The organism is Nocardioides ultimimeridianus (assembly GCF_054777895.1).
The window spans coordinates 136,601-156,401 of the sequence record NZ_BAAHAB010000009.1 but is presented as its reverse complement, the minus strand read 5'-3'; the positions used below and the strand labels follow the sequence as shown (position 1 = coordinate 156,401).

The following is a 19,801-nucleotide window of genomic DNA, read 5'->3' as shown; positions in this document are numbered from 1 at the left end:
CTCAGTGCACGGCTGCCGGCGTCGGGTCCCCGTCGGTTCCGTCGTTCGGGCCGCCAAGGAAGGCCAGCCGGGCTAGGACCTCGTCGGGACTGCAACCGAAGGTCGTTGCCAGCAGCGGGAGGGACGTGCCGGCGGCGTACTGGCTCCTCAACGCCTGGTCCAGCTTCCGGGTCCAGGTCGTCGAGCCCGCCGCTGGCGTAGCCTGAGGATCCCCAACGGCGTCAAAGGACCTGAGGTCGGCGCCCTCAGCGGGCGGGCGGTCCAGCCACTCGCGAGCCCAGCCCAGGTTGCCGATCCCCAGCACGTCCTGAGCCCGGGTGACGGCGACGTAGGAGACCATGCGCTCCTCGCGGGAGGGAAGCGCGAGCTTGCCGTTCTCGTCTTTGCGGGGCTCGGCGAAGTCCGATGCGAGCCGAACTTGGCCCCACTCCCGCCCCTTCGCCTTGTGGAGTGTGGAAAGTGTGCGGTCGGCGTGCTGCTCGTGCGCGGCTGCTTCGATCGCACCGATGATCGCCGGGGCGCCATGTGCCTCGATGACCTTGACCAGTGTGCTCAAGTGAGGATCGTCGCCGCTGTCGGCGTACTCCTTGACGTCGAGCCACGAGCTGAAGAGGGCGAACTCCTCATGGTTGGTGGGACGCCCCTCCTTGAGGTCGATGGCGGCTTTCGCCACCGCCAGGAGGTCCTGTCCGCCTCCGACAAGGCCCACCTTCACGTTCTCGTCGAGCGCAGCGAAGAGCTCGCCGATCGCTGCTCCATTGGTTCGGCACAGGACGGCGTCCGGCACCTCCACGGTGGGTACGACGACCGACGCGAGGTCGGGCCTCCCGGTCAAGCGCATCGGCAGGCCGAGCAGCTCCAGCCACAGGTTGGCCTCGTCGGCGATCGCCTGCCCGAATCGGAACGACTGGGTCAGCGGCAACGTGATGGACACGTCGAAGGAGTCCATCGCGTTGACCGCGCCGCGCCATCCGTAGATGCCCTGCGCCGAGTCGCCGACCGCGACCAGCTGCTTTCCGGCGCCGAGCTGGTCGGCCACCATCGAGGAGACGACCGGGTTGGAGTCCTGGGCCTCGTCGTACAGCACGAAGTCGGCGGGCCAGATCGGATGGGTCAGCGCCCAGACCTTGAGGTAGTGGTCATGCTCGAACCGGAAGTTTCCGCCGATCGGGCTGCTGACGTCGTCCCACATCTTGCGGGCGAGCGGAAGGATCCGGTGCTGGACGAGCTTGTGCTGCGCCGGGTTCAGACCGGGGGAGTGCGGGACGTGTCGCCGTTTCAGCTTGTCGTCGGCGCTGTTGCAGAACCGTCGGACGGTGGACATCGCGAGCGCGGCTTGGGTGGTCGGCCGCATGCGGCGGCCGGGGCCGATCATGACGTCGCCGAAGACGCCGAGTCGGTTGGCGGCGATGTGGAGCGGGACCCGAGGCGACTTGAGCCGTGGCTGGAAGGCGAAGTTCGTGCCTTGCATCGCGAGCGCGTGGACGGTCTTGACGGTGATGTTGTTCGGGAACTTCTGTCTCGCCTCGGCGGCGATCGCGGCGTTGAACGCGAGGTAGAGGCCCTTGCGCTCGGGCGCGGTCTCGGCAAGGAGCTTCAGCGTGGACGTCTTGCCGGTGCCCGCTCCTGCCTGGAGCACGAAGCTCTTGCCCTCGGCGAAGACATCGCGGGCCGCTGCCTGCTCGTCGGTCGGCGTCACAACCGCGGGCCAACGTAAGCGATGGCGATATCGGACTCGAACAGCTCCTGCGCAGGTACGTCGCCACGCAGCATGTCTGCCCTAGAGGTCTCGTCCTGGGCATCGATGAACAGGTACTTCCCGTTGAGGACGCTGACGGCCTCGATGCGGTGGAACCCGTCGCCGCAGGCCTCGGCGAAGCTCGCGAGCGCCCGCAGCTTAAGGGCCGCGTCGTCGAGGTGGTGCCCGTGCGGGTCCACGATCGAGGCCGCGACCTTGCCGTCGAACTCGTGGAAGAAGACGAAGTCGGGGTGCATCGAGCGCCAGTTGCCCGAGACGTCGCGGTAGGCGATGGTCAGGGAGTCCGTCGCGGCCCGGGGCGGGTTGCGGTACCACGCGAGGGCGCCGGGGCGGGCCATCTCGACCTCGACGACCTTCCGCTCCCACGGGTTGAGGTTGCCGACCGGGAACATCCCCGAGGCGTCGGACATCAGGTGCCCGGCGACCAGCGGCGAGGGTGTGATCTTGCCGGCCTCGTCGACGAAGGAGTAGTCCTCCATCCGGGACCGCGGTCGCTTCAGGCTGACGACCTGGGGGTCGACGGCGAGTGCCCGGATCAGGTCGTACTCCTGCTGCCGCTCGTCGCTCAGCGTGGCGATGGCGGGACCGTGCTCGGCGTACCAGGCGTCGACGATCCGGTTGGCCTCGAGGTCGACCTTGTGCCGCACCTCCGGCATCGCCGCGAGCGCGGACGTCTTCACGAACGCGTCGCGCAGGAAGTCGTCATCGTCGTCGTCAGGGGCGAGGTGGTCGACGTAGGCCATCGCGACGTCGGCCCCGAACGCGGCCTTCGCGAAGCGGAAGCCGGTGCGGATCGCCCGGTCGTCGGCACGGACGACGAACTGCTGGTAGCTCAGCTTCGTGCCGCCGACCTTGCCCAGGATCTCCTGCACGTGGACGTCCCAGATCTCCTGGACGGCCTGGTCGAGCGCACCGGCGTACTGGCCGGCGTAGGTGTCGAGCAGGGAGCAGATCTCGGCTTCGACCTGCTTGAGCGCCCCGGGCCGTACGCCGTCCGCGGCCAGTGCCTGCGCCAGGGCGACGAGCCGCTTGACCGGCCGAGCACCCTTCTGCGGCATCGTCTGCGTCGGCAGCCGGTCCCAGAGGTCCCACACCGCCTCGGAGACCTGGGGGTTCGGCAACAGCTCCTTGCCGTCGACGAGGACCTTCGGGCCGACGCGCTTGCCGGGCATCTCGTCGATCTGCCCGGTGAGAAACTTGACCACGTTGCCCGCGGTGGTGCGGTCGAAGTTGGGCAGGATGCAGTCGACGGCGTTGAGCCGCTCGTCTCCGGGCACCCGGCGGGCGAGCGGCGATCGGACCATCCGGCCGAGTAGCTGGGTGATGTGGGTGTTGTCCTTGGCGGGCCGGAAGGACACCATCACCTCGGCGCGCGGGCAGTCCCACCCGGTGGAGATCGCGTCCTTGGCGACCAGGATCGTGACTCGCTTGTCTTCCTCGACCCGCTGCGGCTCGATCCAGTCGACCTCCCAGGCCCCGAACTTCTGCAGCGTGTGGTCGCCGAAGACGTGGCGCACGTTGCGCTCGGTGACGTCCGGCAGCACCTTCGCGATCGCGTCGAGCGCGTGCCCGATCTCGTCGGGATCGGGAGTGTTCGGGGTCTGCAGGATCAGAAGCGGCTGGACGACCTCGACGTCGTTCTGCTTGCGGGCGTACGTCGCCCACCGCTCGCGCGACTGCTTCAGGCGCTCGGCCCCGAGCTCGACGAGGGTGAGGTCGAACTGTCCGGCCTCGTCGGGGATGTTGAGCGCGATCGTGTCCTTGACGAGGCCCGATTCCTGCACGCGGCCGGGGTCGACGTTGACCGACGGCAGCTGGCGGCGGGTGTCGCTGGCGGCCTTCATCGCGTCCTTGTACCGCTCGATCGTGGCCGAGATCCCGAGGACGATCGGCACCGGCGGGTAGCCGGCGTGGCCGTTGACGAGGCGCTTGACCAGGGTCGGCTTCTCCCCGGCTCCCTTGGCCTTGTTGAAGCCGCGGTGGGCCTCGTCGAGGACGAGGTAGAGGGTGAGGTCGTCGTCGGCGATCGTGTTGGCGATCGTCTCCCAGATCGTCCACCCCTGCATGTCGGGAGTCGCCTCCATGCCGACGAGCTGCTCCTCGTCGGGGTCGGCGACATGGCCTCGGGTGAGAAGGGAGTTCTTGCCGAGCCGTTGGGTGTTCAGCAGGTAGACCTTGCCCGGCTCGAGCTTGGCCTTCGCGAACGGCGGCTCGATCACCACCAGGTCGGCCGAGGTGAACTTCTCGGAGGCCTCCAGGAGTCGGTCCCGGGTCTGCAGGTTAAGCGAGGGGTCGTCGGAGAACCACAGCACGACCGCGTTGTGGTCGGGGTCGGGCTCGTAGCCGAACTGCTCGTTGCCCCAGAACAGGGCCTCGATCACGGCCGCGGCCATCACGGTCTTGCCGGCACCCGTCGTCGCGGTCAGCGCCGTGGACGAGATCGTGCCTTCGCGGTGCCATTCGACCTGGGCCCGCTCGAGCTGCTCGAGCAGGTCGCCGACGGCGTCCTCCTGGTAGTCCTTGAGGGTGAACTTCACAGCGCGCCCCGTCCGCTCTCGATCTCGAAGTTCCGCAGGTAGGCCTCGTACAGTCGCACCGGCTCGACGTGCTCGGGCAGCTCGCGGCAGATGGTCTGAAACAGTCGGTCCTCGTCGGTGACCACGAACGCCATCCGCAAGTCGTCACCGGCTTCAGCCACTGCCTTGAGGAACCTCTCGGACTGGTCGAGGTCCTCGATCACGCCGTAGGTGTCGGCCACGTCCCACCCGTCGGCGAGGGTGTCGATGCGCCGACCCTGGCTCCCGGCCCGCATCCAGAGCAGGGGAGCGACCTTCGCGAACTCCCGGTTGCTCGACACCCGCAGCGGTGCCTCGTATGTCAGGGTGAAGAACTCGACGTTCTGCTCCAGCCCGTCGGAGTACGTCGACCCGTCCGGCCTGGCCCCGGTGGTGACCGTCTCGATCCGAGGCTTGGCCACGTACTCGTAGACGCCCTTCGCCTCCCACTCCGAGTCACCCGGGCGGTAGCCCTCCTTGCGGAGCTTCTTGGCGTCGGCCGCCGCGACCTCGTTGTTGGTCACGAGGATGCAGCGGCGGGTGCCGCCGTCCTCGGCGTTGAGACGCATCACGGCTTCGGCTGTTGTGCCAGAGCCGCCAAAGAAGTCGACGACCACTGCGTCTCTTGCGCCGACGAGGGAGAACCAGCGGCCTAGAACCTCATGGTCCTTCGGAAACGGGAATCGTTTGTCGCCAAACACCCTTGCCAAGTGCCGCGAGGACGCCCGACGGTCCTTTTCGAAGATCGACATCGCGACCTGTGAATCCTGTTCGACAATGAACTTTTTCAACCTCGGGAGATGGGTATTGTCCTCGTCAAACCAGACCCGATCGTCCGCGATCAGTGCGTCCATCCGCTCTCTCGAATACGCCCATCCATTCGGGTCGCGTCCGGTGACTTCCCCTGTCACCGGATGGATGAGGTCGTATTGAAGGTTTGGCCGGGGCGACGGGCTGTGCATGCTGCAGCCGTAGAAGACGCGGCCTTGAGAGTCAATACGGTTGTAGTTGTAGTTGCCGTCCTTCTTCGCAGAATGGTCCTTCGGCAGACTGGAGAACCATTTGCGAAGTGCCACGGTCGCCTTTGTTGCATCGTGGCCGCTTTGCTCCCAACACGCTTGACCGGCAGCGATTACTGCCTCCGAGCCTGGACGCTCCTCACGCCACTTTGTGCCGCGTGCTGCGAGTGCCGTCTCGTCCTTGACGTAAATCAGCATGTAGTCCGCGCCATTGGAAACATAACGAGAATCGTTCTTGCGACCGCCCTGCCACACGACGTCACTGATAAAATTCTGCGGCTCGAAGATCTGGTCCATCAACATCCGTAGCCGGTGGTGCTCCTCGTCTCCGATCGCCACGATGATCACACCGGTGGGCTTGAGCAGCTCCTTGGCGAGCAGCAGCCGCCGCTCCATGAACGCCAGCCACTTGGAGTGCTTGTAGAGGTCGTCGCCGGCGACGTAGTGGTCGTTGTAGATCCAGCCGTCGTTGCCGGTGTTGTAGGGCGGGTCGATGTAGATGCAGTCGACCTGGCCGCGGTGGGTGAAGAGCAGGGTCTGCAGCGCGTGGTAGTTCTCGGCGTTGATGACGGTGTGGAACGGCTTGTCGTCACCGTTCTCGATCCGGCCGGTGGAGACGAGGCCGGGGTAGATCGGGTCGCGGAACTCGGCGACCACGACAAGGTCCTCAAGTGGGGCGTCTCGATACGCCGCTCGTTCCTCGCGGTTACTCGACGACCGATCGGCCGCAACGCGCTCGAGGGCGGCGGTGTCGGCGGCACGGTCGATGGCGGCGACGTACCAGAGCTCGTCGTTGGCCTTGGTCGGGTTGGTGCCGCGTTCGGGCAGGATATGCACCTTGTCGCCGCGGCGGACCTTGCGGCCGGGGAGTTCGACGGCCTCGGGGACGTGCCGCTCGAAGTTCAGGCCGAACGCACGGCGGTCGGCAAGGGCGTCGTACTCCTTGCGGAGGTCCTTCGCGAGCGCGGGATTCGTCGTCTCGAGCTGGCGGAGGAGGTCGTTGATCCGGGACACGGGGCTCCTGTCAGGGGGTGACGGTGATGCTGCCACGCGCGAACGTGGCGAGGATGCGCAGGTGGGTCTGCCGCGGCAGCTGCCGGTTGCCCGGCTCGCCGAACGGCGTGCCCGGGCGGGCCGGCGCCTCGGCGAGCAGAGTGTCGAGTCCGGGACGGCTCAACATCAGCAGGCCGTGCGTCGCGCGGGTGCAGGTGACGGCGAGCCGTCCGAACGCCGAGTTGAACTCGTCCAGCTCGGTGGCTCCGGTGAGCGGGTGGATCGCCACGGTGATGCCGTTGGTCTGTCCCTGATAGGAGTCGACCGTCGAGCTCAGCAGGTCGTGGTCGGTGAGGTCGTGCGCCTTCGCCAGCCGCGTCACGGCCTCGGCGGCGTCGTCAACCGCCTGGTTCCGGGTTGCCAGGACGGCGACGAGCGGATCGCCGGTGGTGTCTCCGGGGCCCCGGTGGATCGTCGCGCCGGTCGGGTCGCCGTCGCCGAGCACGCGCTCGGCGAGCCTGAAGCCCGCGCTGAACAGCTCGTCGAGGAGGTCTTCGACGAAGTTCATCAGGGGCAGGTCGACGTCGGCCGCCTCTGCGTCGGGGAGCCCGTCGACCTCCAGCAGCGTGGGGACACCCGTGCCGACCTGCTCCCAGATCGTGCGGGCCGCGGGCGAGAGCCCGTCGCCGAGCTCGAGCCACCGATCGCCATCCGCGGCAACGCAGTTGAGCTCGGTCCACTCGGGGTAGAACGCCCGCCAGAGGCCCAGGTGGCCCGCCGCCGGTCGCCAGACCGCGGGGAGCTCGCGGGCCCAGGTGCGCGCGTCGTCGTCATACTCGGTGGGCCAGGCGCGGTAGGGGTTGTAGCGTGCGTCGCCACGCCACGGGTTCTGGCCGACCTCCAGGGGAGGCAGCTGCCCGACGTCGCCGACGCCCACCCAGACCGGCGCCAGGCCGGTGATCTTGTCGAACAGGTGGTGGGGGATCTGCCAGGCTTCGTCGACGAACAACACGTCGTACGGCGCCTTGCCGTTCTTGGCGGTGCCGAGGTTGTCGATCTGGCGCCGCAGCTCGCCGATCGCGCCGAGCTTGGAGCAGGTTGCGATCACGACCTTCGCGTGCTTCGGGATCTCCGGAGCGCTCTCCACGACCGTGACGGCGTCCAGGAGGCTGTCGGGAAGGTCCTTCTTCGAGTCCTTGGCCACGAACAGGCACACGTCGTCCTTGCCCAGCTTGCCAGCCAGCGAGGTCGCGAGGGGGTGGGTCTGCTTGCGGGTGAACGCGACGATCGCGACTCGGTGGGCACCGCCCGCGGTGACGGCCTCGGTGACCATGTTGCTGAGGGCGTACGACTTGCCGGCGCCGGCCGCCGCCTTCAGCAGCACCCTGTCGACGGGTGCCGTGCCGGCGACCGCTTCGAGAAGGGTTGCCGTCGCCGCGTCCGCGGCCTCCTTGTTGCCGACGGCTGCGGCGACGTGGTGCTTCTCGCCGATGACCAGCTCGGCCGGGGCAGCGAAGTCCACGGTCATTCGGTCACATCCAGGTCGTCGAGAGTCACGTCGTCGGGCACGGGCTGCGCGGGCTCGGCGTACGGATCACCTTGGGGGAGCCCCTTCGCCTCCACCTCGAACCCGTCGTCGTCGCGGACCGGAGGCCACACCTCCGGGTTCAGCTGTCCGGCCGCTCTCTTGGTGGCATCGTTGTCGGAGTACTCCGCCTCGATCACGGGGTGCGGCTTGCAGCACCACTGATGCGCGACCGGGTCGTGCTCGTAGGAGTCGTAGGCGCAGGTCGGCTTGGGGCCGTTCTGGGCGTCGACGGACGGCCGGGGAACGTTGAGCGAGGTGTTCCGCTTGTTGTCGCTGAACCAGTCGAACCGGCCGACGATGATCCGTTCTCCGACCTTCAGGACAGGCTGCACCTTCGGCTGCCAGATCCACCGCTGTGCCGGCGCGTCGTCCGGAAGGCCGGCACGGGTGACCGGGCCGATGCTGAGCCCGGTGAAGCCGAAGCTGCCCGCATTGACCTTGAGCGCCACGTTCGGGTCCTCGATCGCAACGGTGTCGGTGTGCAGGAGGACCAGCCGGGTGTCCCCGGCGATGCGGCGCGACTCGACGTCGAGGACGATCGGATCGGCGGACAGGACGGTCGCGAACGCGACGAAGCGGTTGCCCGCGTCGGCGGCCATGTCATGGGCTGCCACCGGGTTCGCCAGCGCCAGCAGCTGGCTCCGGCACTTGTCGTCGTCCTGGATCACCGGGACGAGCGCGTTGCGCCAGTGGCGATAGGTGCGGCCGAAACGGACGAGGTCCGACGCCCGCAGGCTGAGGCGGCGCCGCCAGACGGCTTGGGAGCTGGCCTCGAGCGCCCGGTGGACCGGACGCAGGTGGCTCACAGGCATGCTGTCCAGGATCGCGAGCGTTGCGTCGAGGACGTCGGTCTTGTAGCGGAGCTCGTCGAGGACCAGCTCGTGGTAGCGGTCGGGATCGGCCGGACCAGTGCGCTCGTCCGGCTTCCGAGGAACGGTGCCGGTGAGAGCGCGGTGGATCCCGTCCGACATCCGGCTCGTGAGGCGAGCACCCGGGGTGTGATCGAGGTCCTCGATCTCGTCGGTGAGGGCACGGTGATCGACCGGGTTGCCCGGCTGGGCCCAGGCGACGAGGTAGTCGAGACGGAGCGCGTTGTACCGGGGCCCGCCGGCGACGAGGTGACGAGCGAGGATCGCCTGTGCGGTCAGCACGGGCCAGCGCAGCGTGAACGCGCGGGCACGATCTTCCTCGAGCAGGAACGAGATCGCCGTGCGCTCGTGCTCGCTGAGCTTCATCGGGACGATCGCGGGATCGCCGTTGTAGGTGAGCTGGGGTCGCCCCATGTCCTGGTCGCGCTCCCAGCGGAGACGGTTCAGCTCGAGGCCGGCCATGTTGTCGGCGATGGAGGTGAGCAGGTCGCCCGTCGCCTTGTCAGGAACGACGAGGTGGATCGGGTCGGGGTCGTCAGCGTCGGCCTTGCGTCGGTCGGCGATCGCCGCGTTGATGGCCTTGCCGAGCACCTTCATCACGTCCGACCGGGTCTTCGGGGACTGCGGGTCGTTGAAGACGTAGCTCTCCCACGGGCCCGGGCCGTCGGCGCTGACGCGCTGTACCGACATCCCGTGGACACCGAGAGACGCGGCGTCGGACTTGATCAGGGCGACGTTGATCGTCCCGGGTTGGCCGAGTGGGTCAACCCGAAGCTGGTCGGTCCGTTGCGCGACGCCGTCACGTGTCGCGATGACGTTGGCTCGCAGCGTGGCTCCCACAGCCAGGCTGGCCTCGCGCCCGTGGAGCAGGGGAGCGACGTGCTGGCGCTGGTCCGGGCCGACGCCGATCTCGATGAGCAGGTCTTCGGGGTTCGCCGAGTGGCGCAGCCTGTCGCGGCAATAACCGAACAACGTGCATGATCCGCAGGCCGCGGGGTCGAAGGTCGCCTCGAGGTGGGTGACGAAGTCGGCGATCGGCTCGTCGTCGTTGTAGCTGGCGTTCGCGGCTTCGGCACGGCGCTCGGCGATGCGCATCGCCACCTCGCCACGGTGGTCGGTCAGGTCCTCGACGAGGGCCTCCGGCTGCAGGAAGGAGTTGCGGGGGACTGCCAGCACGCCGTACCGATGCACCGTCATGCCGGTCGGCAGCAGCGACCAGGCCCGCGCGGACTCCGCGCCGACCGCGACCTGGAGGAACCCCTTCAGGAGACGCTTGTCGTCGATCCGGGAGCGCACTCGCTCGTAGTCCTTCGCGTCGCCCATGATCAGCCAGGAGCCCTGCTGGTCGAGCGTGGGGGCGACCACGGCGAAGTCCGGCTTCACGTCGGTGGCACGCTCGTCCTCATAGCCCACGAACGGGATGGCAAGCCCGTAGACCAGGGTCGCTGCGCCCTTCGCAACCGCGCGTTCATGCGCCTTCTGCAGATGCTCGGCGGTGCGCTCCACGTTCTCCCGTGCCTCGGCGATGACGACCTCGGTAGGTCGTGCGAGCTTCACGGCGCCCACCGCGGTCGTAGCGACCCGGCTTGCGAATGCCTTGTCCTTGACGAGGCGCTCGAATGTCATCGCCCGCATCCATCGCGCCTCGGGAATCTTGCCTCCGCTGTCGGGGAAGCCGAGATCCTTCGCGAGGGCACGGCGGGTGCGACGGGTGATCAGCGGGTCCGTGCCGCGGAACCGCGCACAGTTCGCGTGGGCCGACGCGGCGACCGCGCTGGACCCTCCACCCAACGACTTCGTCTGGCCCGAACCACCCACGTTGAAGACCTTATTAAATCCGTCCGAATGATTCTTGAAGTTCCTTGAGGTTGATGGCCCGTTCACGAGCAACCACAGTGCCCGCGATCATCGATCGGTCGGTCACACGATGGGCACACCTCGACCTTGAGCTCACGTTTCGCCGCAGCGCGGCGGGTCGTGATCTCCTTGTGGCGTCGCTCTCTCTCGGCGCTGAGGACCTGCTTGGCGACATCTGCGTCGCTGACGTCCTTCGCCTCAGGTGCGACCTCGGCAACGGCGCTCGTCTGGACGTACTCGTCGATGATTCGCCGCTTGTTGGCGAGTATCTCGAGGAGCCGCTCGTCGACGCTGTCCGGGGTGAGGATGCGGTGGACGGTCACCATGTCGATCTGACCCATGCGGTGTGCTCGCTTGATCGCCTGATCCTCCAGCGACGGTTTCACCTGCGGTTCGCAGAGGATCACGACGGAGGCTGCCTGCAGGTTCATGCCGACTCCGCCAGCGAGGATCTGACTGAGGAGGACCTTCGGCTCTGTAGCCGCCGTCAGCCGCTCGGCGAGCCCCTGGCGTGCCTCTGGGCTGATAGAACCGCTGATGGTCCCGAGGCAGTCGCTTCCCAACTCCGCCGCGAGACGCTCGAGCACTGCCAGGTAGAAGGAGAAGACCAGGACCTTGCGTCCGTTGGAGAGGGCCTCGTCCACCAGCATCCGAACCTGTCCTACCTTGGACGACTCGTAGCGGTCAGCGAGATACGCGACTCGCCGTAGGCCATGGAAGTCGTGGTCGTCTAGGGCATCGAGGTAGGCGGCGTCCTCGACGGGGGTGAGCTCGACCCATCGTTCGTCGGTCTGCAGCTCGGGAAGCTCCTGCAGCACGTCGTCGGCGACCCGTCGGAGATAGACCGGTGACACCATCTCCCTGAACGACGAAGCTCCGACGAGGGCTGCCGCGGTGTCGAGCTCCTCGGCGACGTCGGATCGCAGATACTCAGTGAGGTTGCGGAACTCGTGCACGACGTTCTCGATCGGGGTGCCGGTCATGAAGAGTGCTCGTTCGGCCCGGTCGACGAGCCCGCGGACCGTCTGTGAACGCACTGTTTGTGGGTTCTTGAGCAGGTGTGCCTCGTCGGCAACGAGCATTGCCACGTCGATATCACCGAGCGGCAGGCGGGAGAGGGTGTCGTACGTGGTGATGGCGACGCCACCATGAGCGTGCCACTGACGGAGCTGCCGGGCACGTTCCGGACCGTGCAGGCGATGTGCCTGCAAAGTAGTGTGCCGACGGGTCTCGCGCAGCCAGTTCACCAGCACTCCGGCCGGGCAGACGACGAGGAAGTGCGTGGCGCCGCCGTCTGCGAGGTGGGCCATCGCGGCAAGCGCTTGCACGGTCTTCCCAAGCCCCATCTCGTCGCCGAGGATCACCTTCCGTTGGACGAGGGCGAATCGCGCCCCGAACGCCTGGTAGCCACGAAGTGTGGTGTGCATCAGGTCGAGCCGAAGTGGTTGTGCGTTGACCTGCTCGGCGATCGCTGCGGAGAGGTGCCCCTGGACGGCGTCGAGGTCAGGCTCGATCCCAATGATCTGTCCGAGTAATCCGTAGAGCTCCACGGACCGCTCACGGAACGTGTCCCAGAGATCGTGGGGTTCGGCAGGTCGCGCACCGACGGACAGCAGCTGAGCGAGCCCGGATTCGCGCGTCTCTTCTGCCACGCGTCCGATCAGCTGGGCCACATCGTCGCCGCGTCGTGGACTCGACGCGTGGAGGAGGAAGGCGCGCTCGGTCGGGAACTGGTCCCGCCACGGCGCGAAGAGTGTGAGCAGATCGTTGATGGCGGCATCGGCCGAACGAAGCTGCTCATCGAAGTCGTGCAGCTTGATCAGCGCCGAGAGCAGCCGGACCACGACGTGGTCAGAGGGGTCGAGGTTGAATCGAGCCATCCGTCGGCCCTGGTCTTCGATGACGGCGCGGCGAAGGTTCGACGCACCCAGGTGGATCCGTCGAATCGAATCGGCTCCCAGGCCCGGAAGCCCGTCGAGCTGGTTGCGAGCCCGCCACACGTCCAAGACGCTGTTCAGTCCGACGTCGCGCAGGGGCGCCAGCCGGATCGAGGCGCCCGCCGCCTGTGGCAGAAGCTCAAGATCCAGTCCGGCGAGATGACTTTCGACCTGTCGGAGCGCCAGCTCTTCATAGGTACGGGTGACTTCATCGACCCAGCCTTGGCGCGTGGCCTCCAGGGCTGATGCAGCTGCGACGACCTGACCGAGCATCGCAAGGTCAGCGCTGCTGATGGCAGCCTCACCGCGTGGCGGTAGTGGTAGGGCGTGGGCAGATGCAATCCCAGCACAGATCCACACAGGTGTCCCAGCCGGAGATGCCAGTACGGCGAGCGCGTCATTGATGTTCAGTTCGGTACCGCTGCGGCGGAACCACTGCTGCAGAAGAAGGCCGTCATTGACGGCCTGAACGGCCTCCGTGCGGGGCCGTCCGCGGCGATCCACGGGGTTGTGGAGATCGCCGACGAGCGCCCGGAGCTCGGCGAGAAGCACCTTGTCGATCGACTTGATCGGCAAGGTGGCATGGGCCAGCTCGCCGAGTGCGCTTGCGTCGATATAGGTGTCGCTGTCGGCGTGCAGCGTGAACGCGTACGTGCCTGTCAGCAGCCCCTCCGCCTCGGGTGCCTCGGCGATCGCCGGCAGCGGAAGATGCGCGCGAACACGACCACGCGCAGCTTCCAGAGCTGCTCCCAGAGACTCGAGCGCAAGAATCTGTTGCTCTGCCCACGCCGCGAGTGCGGCCGCGACGTCGGTGAGCTCGGTGGTGGAAGCGTCCCGATACGTTGCGCGTGATCGCAGGTCGGCCAGGACGCTCACGACGGCTCCACCCCCGCTCGCCAGAGCGTGCGCCAGGGAAGGTCGAATGCGTGATCGGAGAGGGTGTCGATCCGGATTCTGTCGAACGGGCGCAGGACGACTCTCGCTGTCCCGTCAGCCGACACCAGCAACAGCTTGAACTCCGTACCGATGTTCAATCCTGCGATGACGTCGGTGCGACTGATGACAACGTCCTCGTCTGCTGGCTCGTCGGCGCGCAACCAGCGCTCGCGGCCGCCGTCCTGATTGACGACGGTGAGCAGTCGGCCGGTGCCTTCGCCGGCCAGCGTGACCCCGTACCGGTCGAGCAGCGTGGCGGTGGCCACGTGAGGCGTGAACGTTGGGTTGGCCGACGTGGGGGCAGATGTGGGTAGCAGCCCGGCCGGGAGGACGAGCGCGACGGCATGGAGGCGAGGGCGGCGCGTCACAACCCGTTCCTCTCCGGGGAAGGCAGCTTCGCGAGCGGCGAGTCGCTCACGCGCGTTGTTGGCCCGACGGCGCGCCGTCGGGCCACTGACTGAGCCCCTGCCACCAGCTTGGGCGATGCCATCCCAATACCGGGCCTCCTGCTTGAGCGATGAGGTGACCTCCTCACGCATCCGCGTCATGGTGCGGCTGTGGGACGCGTCGACCTCCAGGCGGTGTTCGGTCACCAGCGTGCGGTTCATCCATTCCTCGGCACGGGCTCGCACTGCTTCGAGACCACCCACGGCTTCGATGCTTCGGGAAACAGCATCGATCTCGCCACCCAACGGAGCGCGGTAGTTCAGGTAGGCGGGTCCCGCGGGGCTCGCCCCTTGCTCGTCGATCTCGACGAATTCGAATCGTCGCGACAGGGGCGTCGCCGCCGCTGAACCGTCGACGATCTCGTGGCTCGCCGCCACGAAAGTCCGACCATGGGGGGCGTCGCAAGCCGGATCGACCAGCACGGCGACCTCCCTCAACGTGGGGGAATGGTGGTCAACGGCCGCGACGATCAAACCTTCGAACAGGGGGTGGCCGGGGCCGATCGTCTCACCCGCCGCTGATCCGTTCGCTCCTCGGCGGTCGAGAGATACGTCGTTGTACACCGAGCGAATGGAGCTGCCATCGACCTTTGCGGCGCCTTCCTTGACTGCAGAGGGCACCAGAGTCACGTCGACCCGTCCGCCGGGCCGCGACCGCAGGGCGCCGCCAACGGTCGGCAACGCGGCACGGAGCCACGGGCCCGAGTAGTGGGGCTGGATCGCTACCGCCGCGCCGTTCTCGGCACGGTCTCGCGCCTGCTCGAGATCGACCTGCTGCAGGACGTCGGTGTACCTGGCGCGCTCTCGAACCAGGTCTGGTACGTCGTTGTTGATCGTGGCGTCAATGACGGTGGTCAGCTGAGCGCGGACCTTCGGGTCCTGGCCGTAGCGGACTGCACGGGTGAGGAGCTCCTTCAAAGGAGTGTTGGCCGCGAACGCGTCCCCGAGCACGTCGAAGACCTTGCCCTGCAACGACTTCTCTTGCTCTGCCATCTTGACGAGGAGCCGCTGGTAGACGTCGCCCTCGAGGGTGTCGGTGGCGACGAGGTTCCAGAGGTAGCAGACCTCCGTCTGGCCGATCCGGTGGATCCGCCCGAACCGTTGCTCGAGCCTGTTCGGATTCCATGGGAGGTCGTAGTTGACCATCAGGTTCGCAACTTGGAGGTTGAGTCCCTCGCCGGCGGCATCTGTGGCGAGCAGGACCGTCGTGGACGGATCCGTGGCGAACGTTCTCTGGACGTTCAGCCGCGCATCGCGCGGGAGCCCGCCGTGGATCTCGACGACGTTCTGGTCCCAACCCGCGAGCGCCTCGAGGCGGTCACGGAGGTACTGCAGGGTGTCGCGGAACTCAGTGAACACGATGAGCTTCTGGCGCTGCCCGCTGGTTCCGTACGACGGTTGGAGGATCAGCGTCTCGAGCTCGTTCCACTTGGCATCGGTGCCCGCAGCGCGCACCTGCTGCGCGAGCACGATCAGGTCGCCGAGCATGGCGATCTCGACATCGAGCTGAGCAAGGCTTTGAGCCGCCGTCGCCCCGTCCACGAACGGCTCGTGTTCCTGTTGCTCGATGTCGGCAAGTGATCGCTCATCCTCGTCGCGAATGATCGAGAGGGTGTCGGGATCGTTGGTCCCGGCGACGAAGTCGGGACGCTTGTCGAGAAGCCGCGCTCGCCGTCGCTCGAGGCTGCGCAGGATCGCCTCCGGGCTGGAAGCGAGGCGGCGCTGGAGGACCATCAAGGCGAACGTGACGGTCCTGCGCTGGCCCGATCGGAGCTCCTCCGCGCGGTTCATCTCGTCCCGGACGTAGGCCGTCACCGCGTCGTAGAGCCTGCGCTCGTCGGGGCCCAACGGGTACGGAACCGTTTGCGCCTTGCGTTCAGGGAAGAGTCGCCGACCGTCCATGGTGAGCAGCTCCTCCTTGAGCAGGCGCCGCATCAGGTCGGTCCCCGGACGTGCAGTCTCCTGGACGCGATGGCTCCCGAATCGGTCGCTGTCGAGGAGCGCGAGGAACGCCTGGAACCGCTCGGGGTCGCCGGAGTGAGGCGTAGCGGTCATCAACAGGAAGTTCCGCGTCGAGCCCGCCAGGACCTCGCCCAGCTCGTAACGCTTCGTCTTCTTGCTCTCCGATGTCGTACCTTGCGCGCTCATCCGGTGTGCTTCGTCGACGACAACCAAGTCCCAATCTGACTCCTCCAGGAGTGACTGGAGCTCCTCGTCCCGCGACAGCATGTCCATCCGCGCGATCAACAGCGGATGATCGTTGAAGACCGACTCAGTGACGGTCGTGGAGATCAGCTCGCGGGTCAACACGGTGAAGTTCAGTCCGAACTTGTCCCAGAGCTCCTGGCTCCACTGCTCCGACAACCCGCCCGGCACGACGATGAGACAGCGGCTGAGCTCACGACGCAGCAGCATTTCCTTGACGTACAGCCCGCACATGATCGTCTTGCCCGCACCAGGGTCGTCGGCGAGCAGATACCTGAGCGGCGTCCGCGGAAGGAATTCGCCGTACACCGCCTTGATCTGGTGTGGAAGTGGTTGCAGCGACGAGGACGACACGGCCAACATCGGATCGATCAACGCTGCGTGCTGAAGGCGGAGCGCTTCCACGGCGATCTTCCACCCGTCGACATCCGCCTGTCCGTGCGCGTCGCCGCTGACGAATGGTGTGAGGCTTTCGACATCGTCCTCGGTCAGGATCGCTTCGTCCGTCTGGCCCCCGGGCAGGCGGTAGGTCACGACCAGGTTGTCGTACTCCCACTGTGTTCGGAGCACTTCGACCGGTTCGCCCACGATGCCTTGAACTCGTACGCCGGGCATGAGCGACTCGAGACGCATCATGCGGTCAGCGCCTTCGCCCACTGCTTGGCGGTGGGAGAGCCGCCTCTTCCCGAACGACTGCGTTCGAGCAGCCTCGTCGCCTCCTGCAGGCTGCTGGTCGAGAGCGCTCGGCGCACGGGGTTGTCCTCAGGCGCAGCGTCCAGGGAGAGGACCAACGCGATGAGCTCGGCCAGGTCGCGGCGGTCCTCATCGATGCCTCGGAGCGGCACGCTCCCGTCCAAGGGCTCGCCGCCCAAGGGACGGAGTCGGTCCGGCTGAACAAGGACGAGCCGAGGTCGAGGCCGCAGGACTACGGCGAAGGTGCCGAGATCGACTCCCGACGTCACGACGTCCGCATCGTGCAAGACCGCGAGGGCCATCGCGGCGAGGCGGGCAAGCTCAAGACGGTCAAGCGTGTCGGCCACGCGATGCGAGTCCGATGGGTCGAGGACTGCTCTGAGCGTTCGGGTTGTGCCGTCGTCTTCGAATTCGGGATCGATCGCCCGGGCAATGAAGGAGGCGTTCTGTGCTCTTCGCGGAATGTTCAGGTCGATCGGTTCGGTGAGCGTGTCGTTGACGGTCGCCGCGACACCGAACCGGGTGATGATGTCATCGACAAAGGCTGCGCCGAGCGGAGATTCCCGCTCCTGGCCTCCGACCGCAGTCCTGTTGTCCCCTCCTCTCGACAGCCAGATGTGCGGGGGCAGACCGTCAGAGCCCGACTCGTCGATCAGCTGAACCGTCGCGGCAGATGGCGCCTGTAAGGATGCTGACAGCGCAGCGGCAGGCTGCTCGTCCCGGCGGGTTGAGGGTCCCGGGGCCACACGGCGGGCTACCTCCGTTGGCGTCGGCACCGGCCTGTTCGCCGTATTGGGCTCTCGCGCGGTGGTCGGTCGTGTTGGCGCGCTCGGCACGGTGTCGAGTGGCGCTGGGTCGGTGGGGCGGGTGGATCGCGGTAGGTCCGAGGGCGTACCGATGACATCGCGTCGGGAGAACAGGCGCGAGATGCGACGCCAGACGCGATTCACCGCTCTCCACCTTGAGTGGTGAACAAGAAGATCTCGAGGCGCGCTTCGCCCAAGGGAAGGGTCCCGTCCCAGAAGGCGCGGTTGGCGACCTTTCGGCCGAACAGTGACGGGTCCGAGCACCCCAGTTGACTGGCTACAGCCCGAGCGACGTTCTGGCCCGCGACCACATCGCTGGCACCACCGAAGACGAGCACGAGTGCTGCGCGCTGCTCGTGCAGGCTGCCGATCCTCCTCCGAACCGCATGGCAGAGCTGCTTGCTCTGGGCGTCCGTCAACGTGGTGCCTGACGAGATCGTGCGGTCGGAGAACGAAATCGTGACCTTGGTGGGGTCGGTCTTCATTCCGACGATCGGCGCGACCTTCGGCGGTTTCGGGGGAGGAGGCGGCGGGGTATAGGCCACGGCCGAACCGAGCCCGACGAGGAACAGGACGAGGAGGAGGTCTGCGAAGACCCAGCCAGCGATCGATTCAACGCTGAAGAGCCTTCCGCGTCCGCCCGAGGAAGCAGGCACGTCAGCGCCCAATCGCCGGCTGGGCCGCCGCACTCAGCCGCACAAGCATCCGTTCGGCAGCATCGCGGGCCGCTGACAGCTCAGTGACCTGGCCTTGCAGTGCGCCCTCGTGACGACCGAGGGTCTGATCGATACGAGACAGTGCGTTCTCGACCTGCGTGATCACTCCGAGGATGTCGCGCTGTGCGTCTTCCTGCGCACCCGCGAACTCTGCCACTCGGGCAGAGAAGTCGCGGGCGGCCGCGCTGCTGTCGGCAGCACTGCTGCTGATGTGGCCAACCGTGTTGACCAGGTTGTCAGCGGCCTCGGCGACCGCCCCCACCGTCCGTTGCTCGAAGCGGCCGATCGCGGTGTCGATGGTCTCGCCCAGCAGCGCACTCGTTGAGGCAGATGCGCGCTTCAGCTCCTCCGCGCCTTGGGCAACGACCGCTTCAATTCCCGCGGCACCGGCGGCGACCGCGGCCTCAACCGACGCAGTACCTGCCTCGAGCGTTGCACGCGTCTGGGCGGTTGCGGCGGTCGTCGCCTCTGCGGCGGCCGTGGTCGAGTTGACCAAGGCTTGCGCCTCATCGGTCGTCGCGCGCAAGGTCTCGACCAGTACCGCCAGCCCGCGGCCCACCTCGGCCGACGATTTCTCAACCTTCTTGAGAACGCCCTTTGCGGATTCGTGCGCCTGGCTCAGCGACTCCAACGACGACTTGATGATGCCTTCAATCCGCTGGGGATGGTCGGCGCGTCGAGTGTGAAGGACGAGTGACGTGCGGGTCATGGCGGCGAGAAGGCGTGTCCGCGCCTTGTGGCGTGCGTCCTCCTCTTTCCGGACGTTCAATCCCGCAGCACCTCGGTGGGCGACGAGGGAGAGCACGGCGAGCAGGACGAGCAGAACCGAAACCATGGCGGTGGGCACCAAGCGGTGCATCGAGCTGAGGTGCCCTTCGAAACCCGTTGTCCAGAGAGAGAGGAAGGTCGTCCCTTCGGGGTCGCCCTTCTCAGCGATCAGCGCCCTGTAGGCACTCGACGCATCCTTGAACGACCACCAGGTCCAGCCCACCGGAAGGAACACGGCGACACCGGCGACCATCCCCAGGACGATCTCAGCGAGATTCTTGTGCGTGATGCGTGGGGTGTCGGCGGCCGGGAATGCCTGGAACAAATCGACCCCGGCCCAGGTGTCTCCGTCGGGATCAGCAACGTCCGCGGCCAATGCTTCGAGATCGTCTCGTCGATCCGCGAAGCGCGGGTCGTTGGCGAGCTCCCTCAGCTCGGCCGCGCACCAGTCAGCGGTCGGGGCGACGCCCATCAATTCCTCCACACATGTCGTACTGGCTGATCCCCGAGGTTCATGGCGCTGTGGAAGGTAACGGCACCGCCCGACACATGACCCAGGCAAGTCCGCTCACGGTAGCGAGGCTCCGCGCTCCGCGGGGCAGAACGACAAATCTCGATCCTTTCGGTCCGGATTCGTCGGGACGCCCTCGTGTT

10 protein-coding genes are annotated in these 19,801 nt (G+C 67.0%); all 10 read right to left on the bottom strand.

Features of this window, described 5'->3' with window-relative positions; genetic code table 11:
* Position 1: 1 nt before the first annotated feature.
* On the bottom strand, positions 2 to 1,699 hold the full coding sequence (locus tag ACYU8V_RS09310) for a UvrD-helicase domain-containing protein (protein ID WP_460846858.1): 1,698 nt from the start codon (positions 1,697 to 1,699) through the stop codon (positions 2 to 4).
* Entirely contained in the window at positions 1,696 to 4,296 is a 2,601-nt protein-coding gene (locus ACYU8V_RS09305) for a DEAD/DEAH box helicase (RefSeq protein WP_460846856.1), read from the bottom strand. The genes ACYU8V_RS09310 and ACYU8V_RS09305 overlap by 4 nt, the downstream gene beginning before the upstream one ends.
* Positions 4,293 to 6,347, bottom strand: a complete 2,055-nt coding sequence (locus ACYU8V_RS09300) for a site-specific DNA-methyltransferase (RefSeq protein WP_460846855.1) — start codon at positions 6,345 to 6,347, stop codon at positions 4,293 to 4,295. The genes ACYU8V_RS09305 and ACYU8V_RS09300 overlap by 4 nt, the downstream gene beginning before the upstream one ends.
* 10 nt (positions 6,348 to 6,357) lie before the next feature.
* Complete coding sequence (locus tag ACYU8V_RS09295; protein ID WP_460846854.1) at positions 6,358 to 7,854, bottom strand: AAA family ATPase; 1,497 nt, start codon at positions 7,852 to 7,854, stop codon at positions 6,358 to 6,360.
* A complete protein-coding gene (locus ACYU8V_RS09290) occupies positions 7,851 to 10,601 on the bottom strand; it encodes a hypothetical protein (RefSeq protein ID WP_460846852.1) in 2,751 nt (916 codons plus the stop codon). Before ACYU8V_RS09290 ends, ACYU8V_RS09295 begins: the two co-directional genes overlap by 4 nt.
* 62 nt (positions 10,602 to 10,663) lie before the next feature.
* Entirely contained in the window at positions 10,664 to 13,453 is a 2,790-nt protein-coding gene (locus tag ACYU8V_RS09285; protein ID WP_460846851.1) for a DEAD/DEAH box helicase, read from the bottom strand.
* On the bottom strand, positions 13,450 to 16,800 hold the full coding sequence (locus ACYU8V_RS09280; protein ID WP_460846849.1) for a helicase-related protein: 3,351 nt from the start codon (positions 16,798 to 16,800) through the stop codon (positions 13,450 to 13,452). Before ACYU8V_RS09280 ends, ACYU8V_RS09285 begins: the two co-directional genes overlap by 4 nt.
* Positions 16,797 to 17,603: a hypothetical protein gene (locus ACYU8V_RS09275; RefSeq protein WP_460846848.1), complete on the bottom strand. Its 807-nt coding sequence runs from the start codon at positions 17,601 to 17,603 to the stop codon at positions 16,797 to 16,799. The genes ACYU8V_RS09280 and ACYU8V_RS09275 overlap by 4 nt, the downstream gene beginning before the upstream one ends.
* Positions 17,604 to 17,803: 200 nt before the next feature.
* Positions 17,804 to 18,319 (bottom strand): hypothetical protein, encoded by a 516-nt coding sequence (locus tag ACYU8V_RS09270; RefSeq protein ID WP_460846847.1) that lies wholly within the window; start codon positions 18,317 to 18,319, stop codon positions 17,804 to 17,806.
* Position 18,320: 1 nt separating this feature from the next.
* Entirely contained in the window at positions 18,321 to 19,619 is a 1,299-nt protein-coding gene (locus ACYU8V_RS09265) for a hypothetical protein (RefSeq protein ID WP_460846845.1), read from the bottom strand.
* Between the last annotated feature and the right edge of the window lie 182 nt (positions 19,620 to 19,801).

Coding starts and splice junctions, on each gene's coding strand:
- ACYU8V_RS09295 (WP_460846854.1), bottom strand. CDS start 7,854: ATGACCGTGGACTTCGCTGCCCCGGCCGAGCTGGTCATCGGCGAGAAG.
- ACYU8V_RS09280 (WP_460846849.1), bottom strand. CDS start 16,800: ATGATGCGTCTCGAGTCGCTCATGCCCGGCGTACGAGTTCAAGGCATC.
- ACYU8V_RS09265 (WP_460846845.1), bottom strand. CDS start 19,619: ATGGGCGTCGCCCCGACCGCTGACTGGTGCGCGGCCGAGCTGAGGGAG.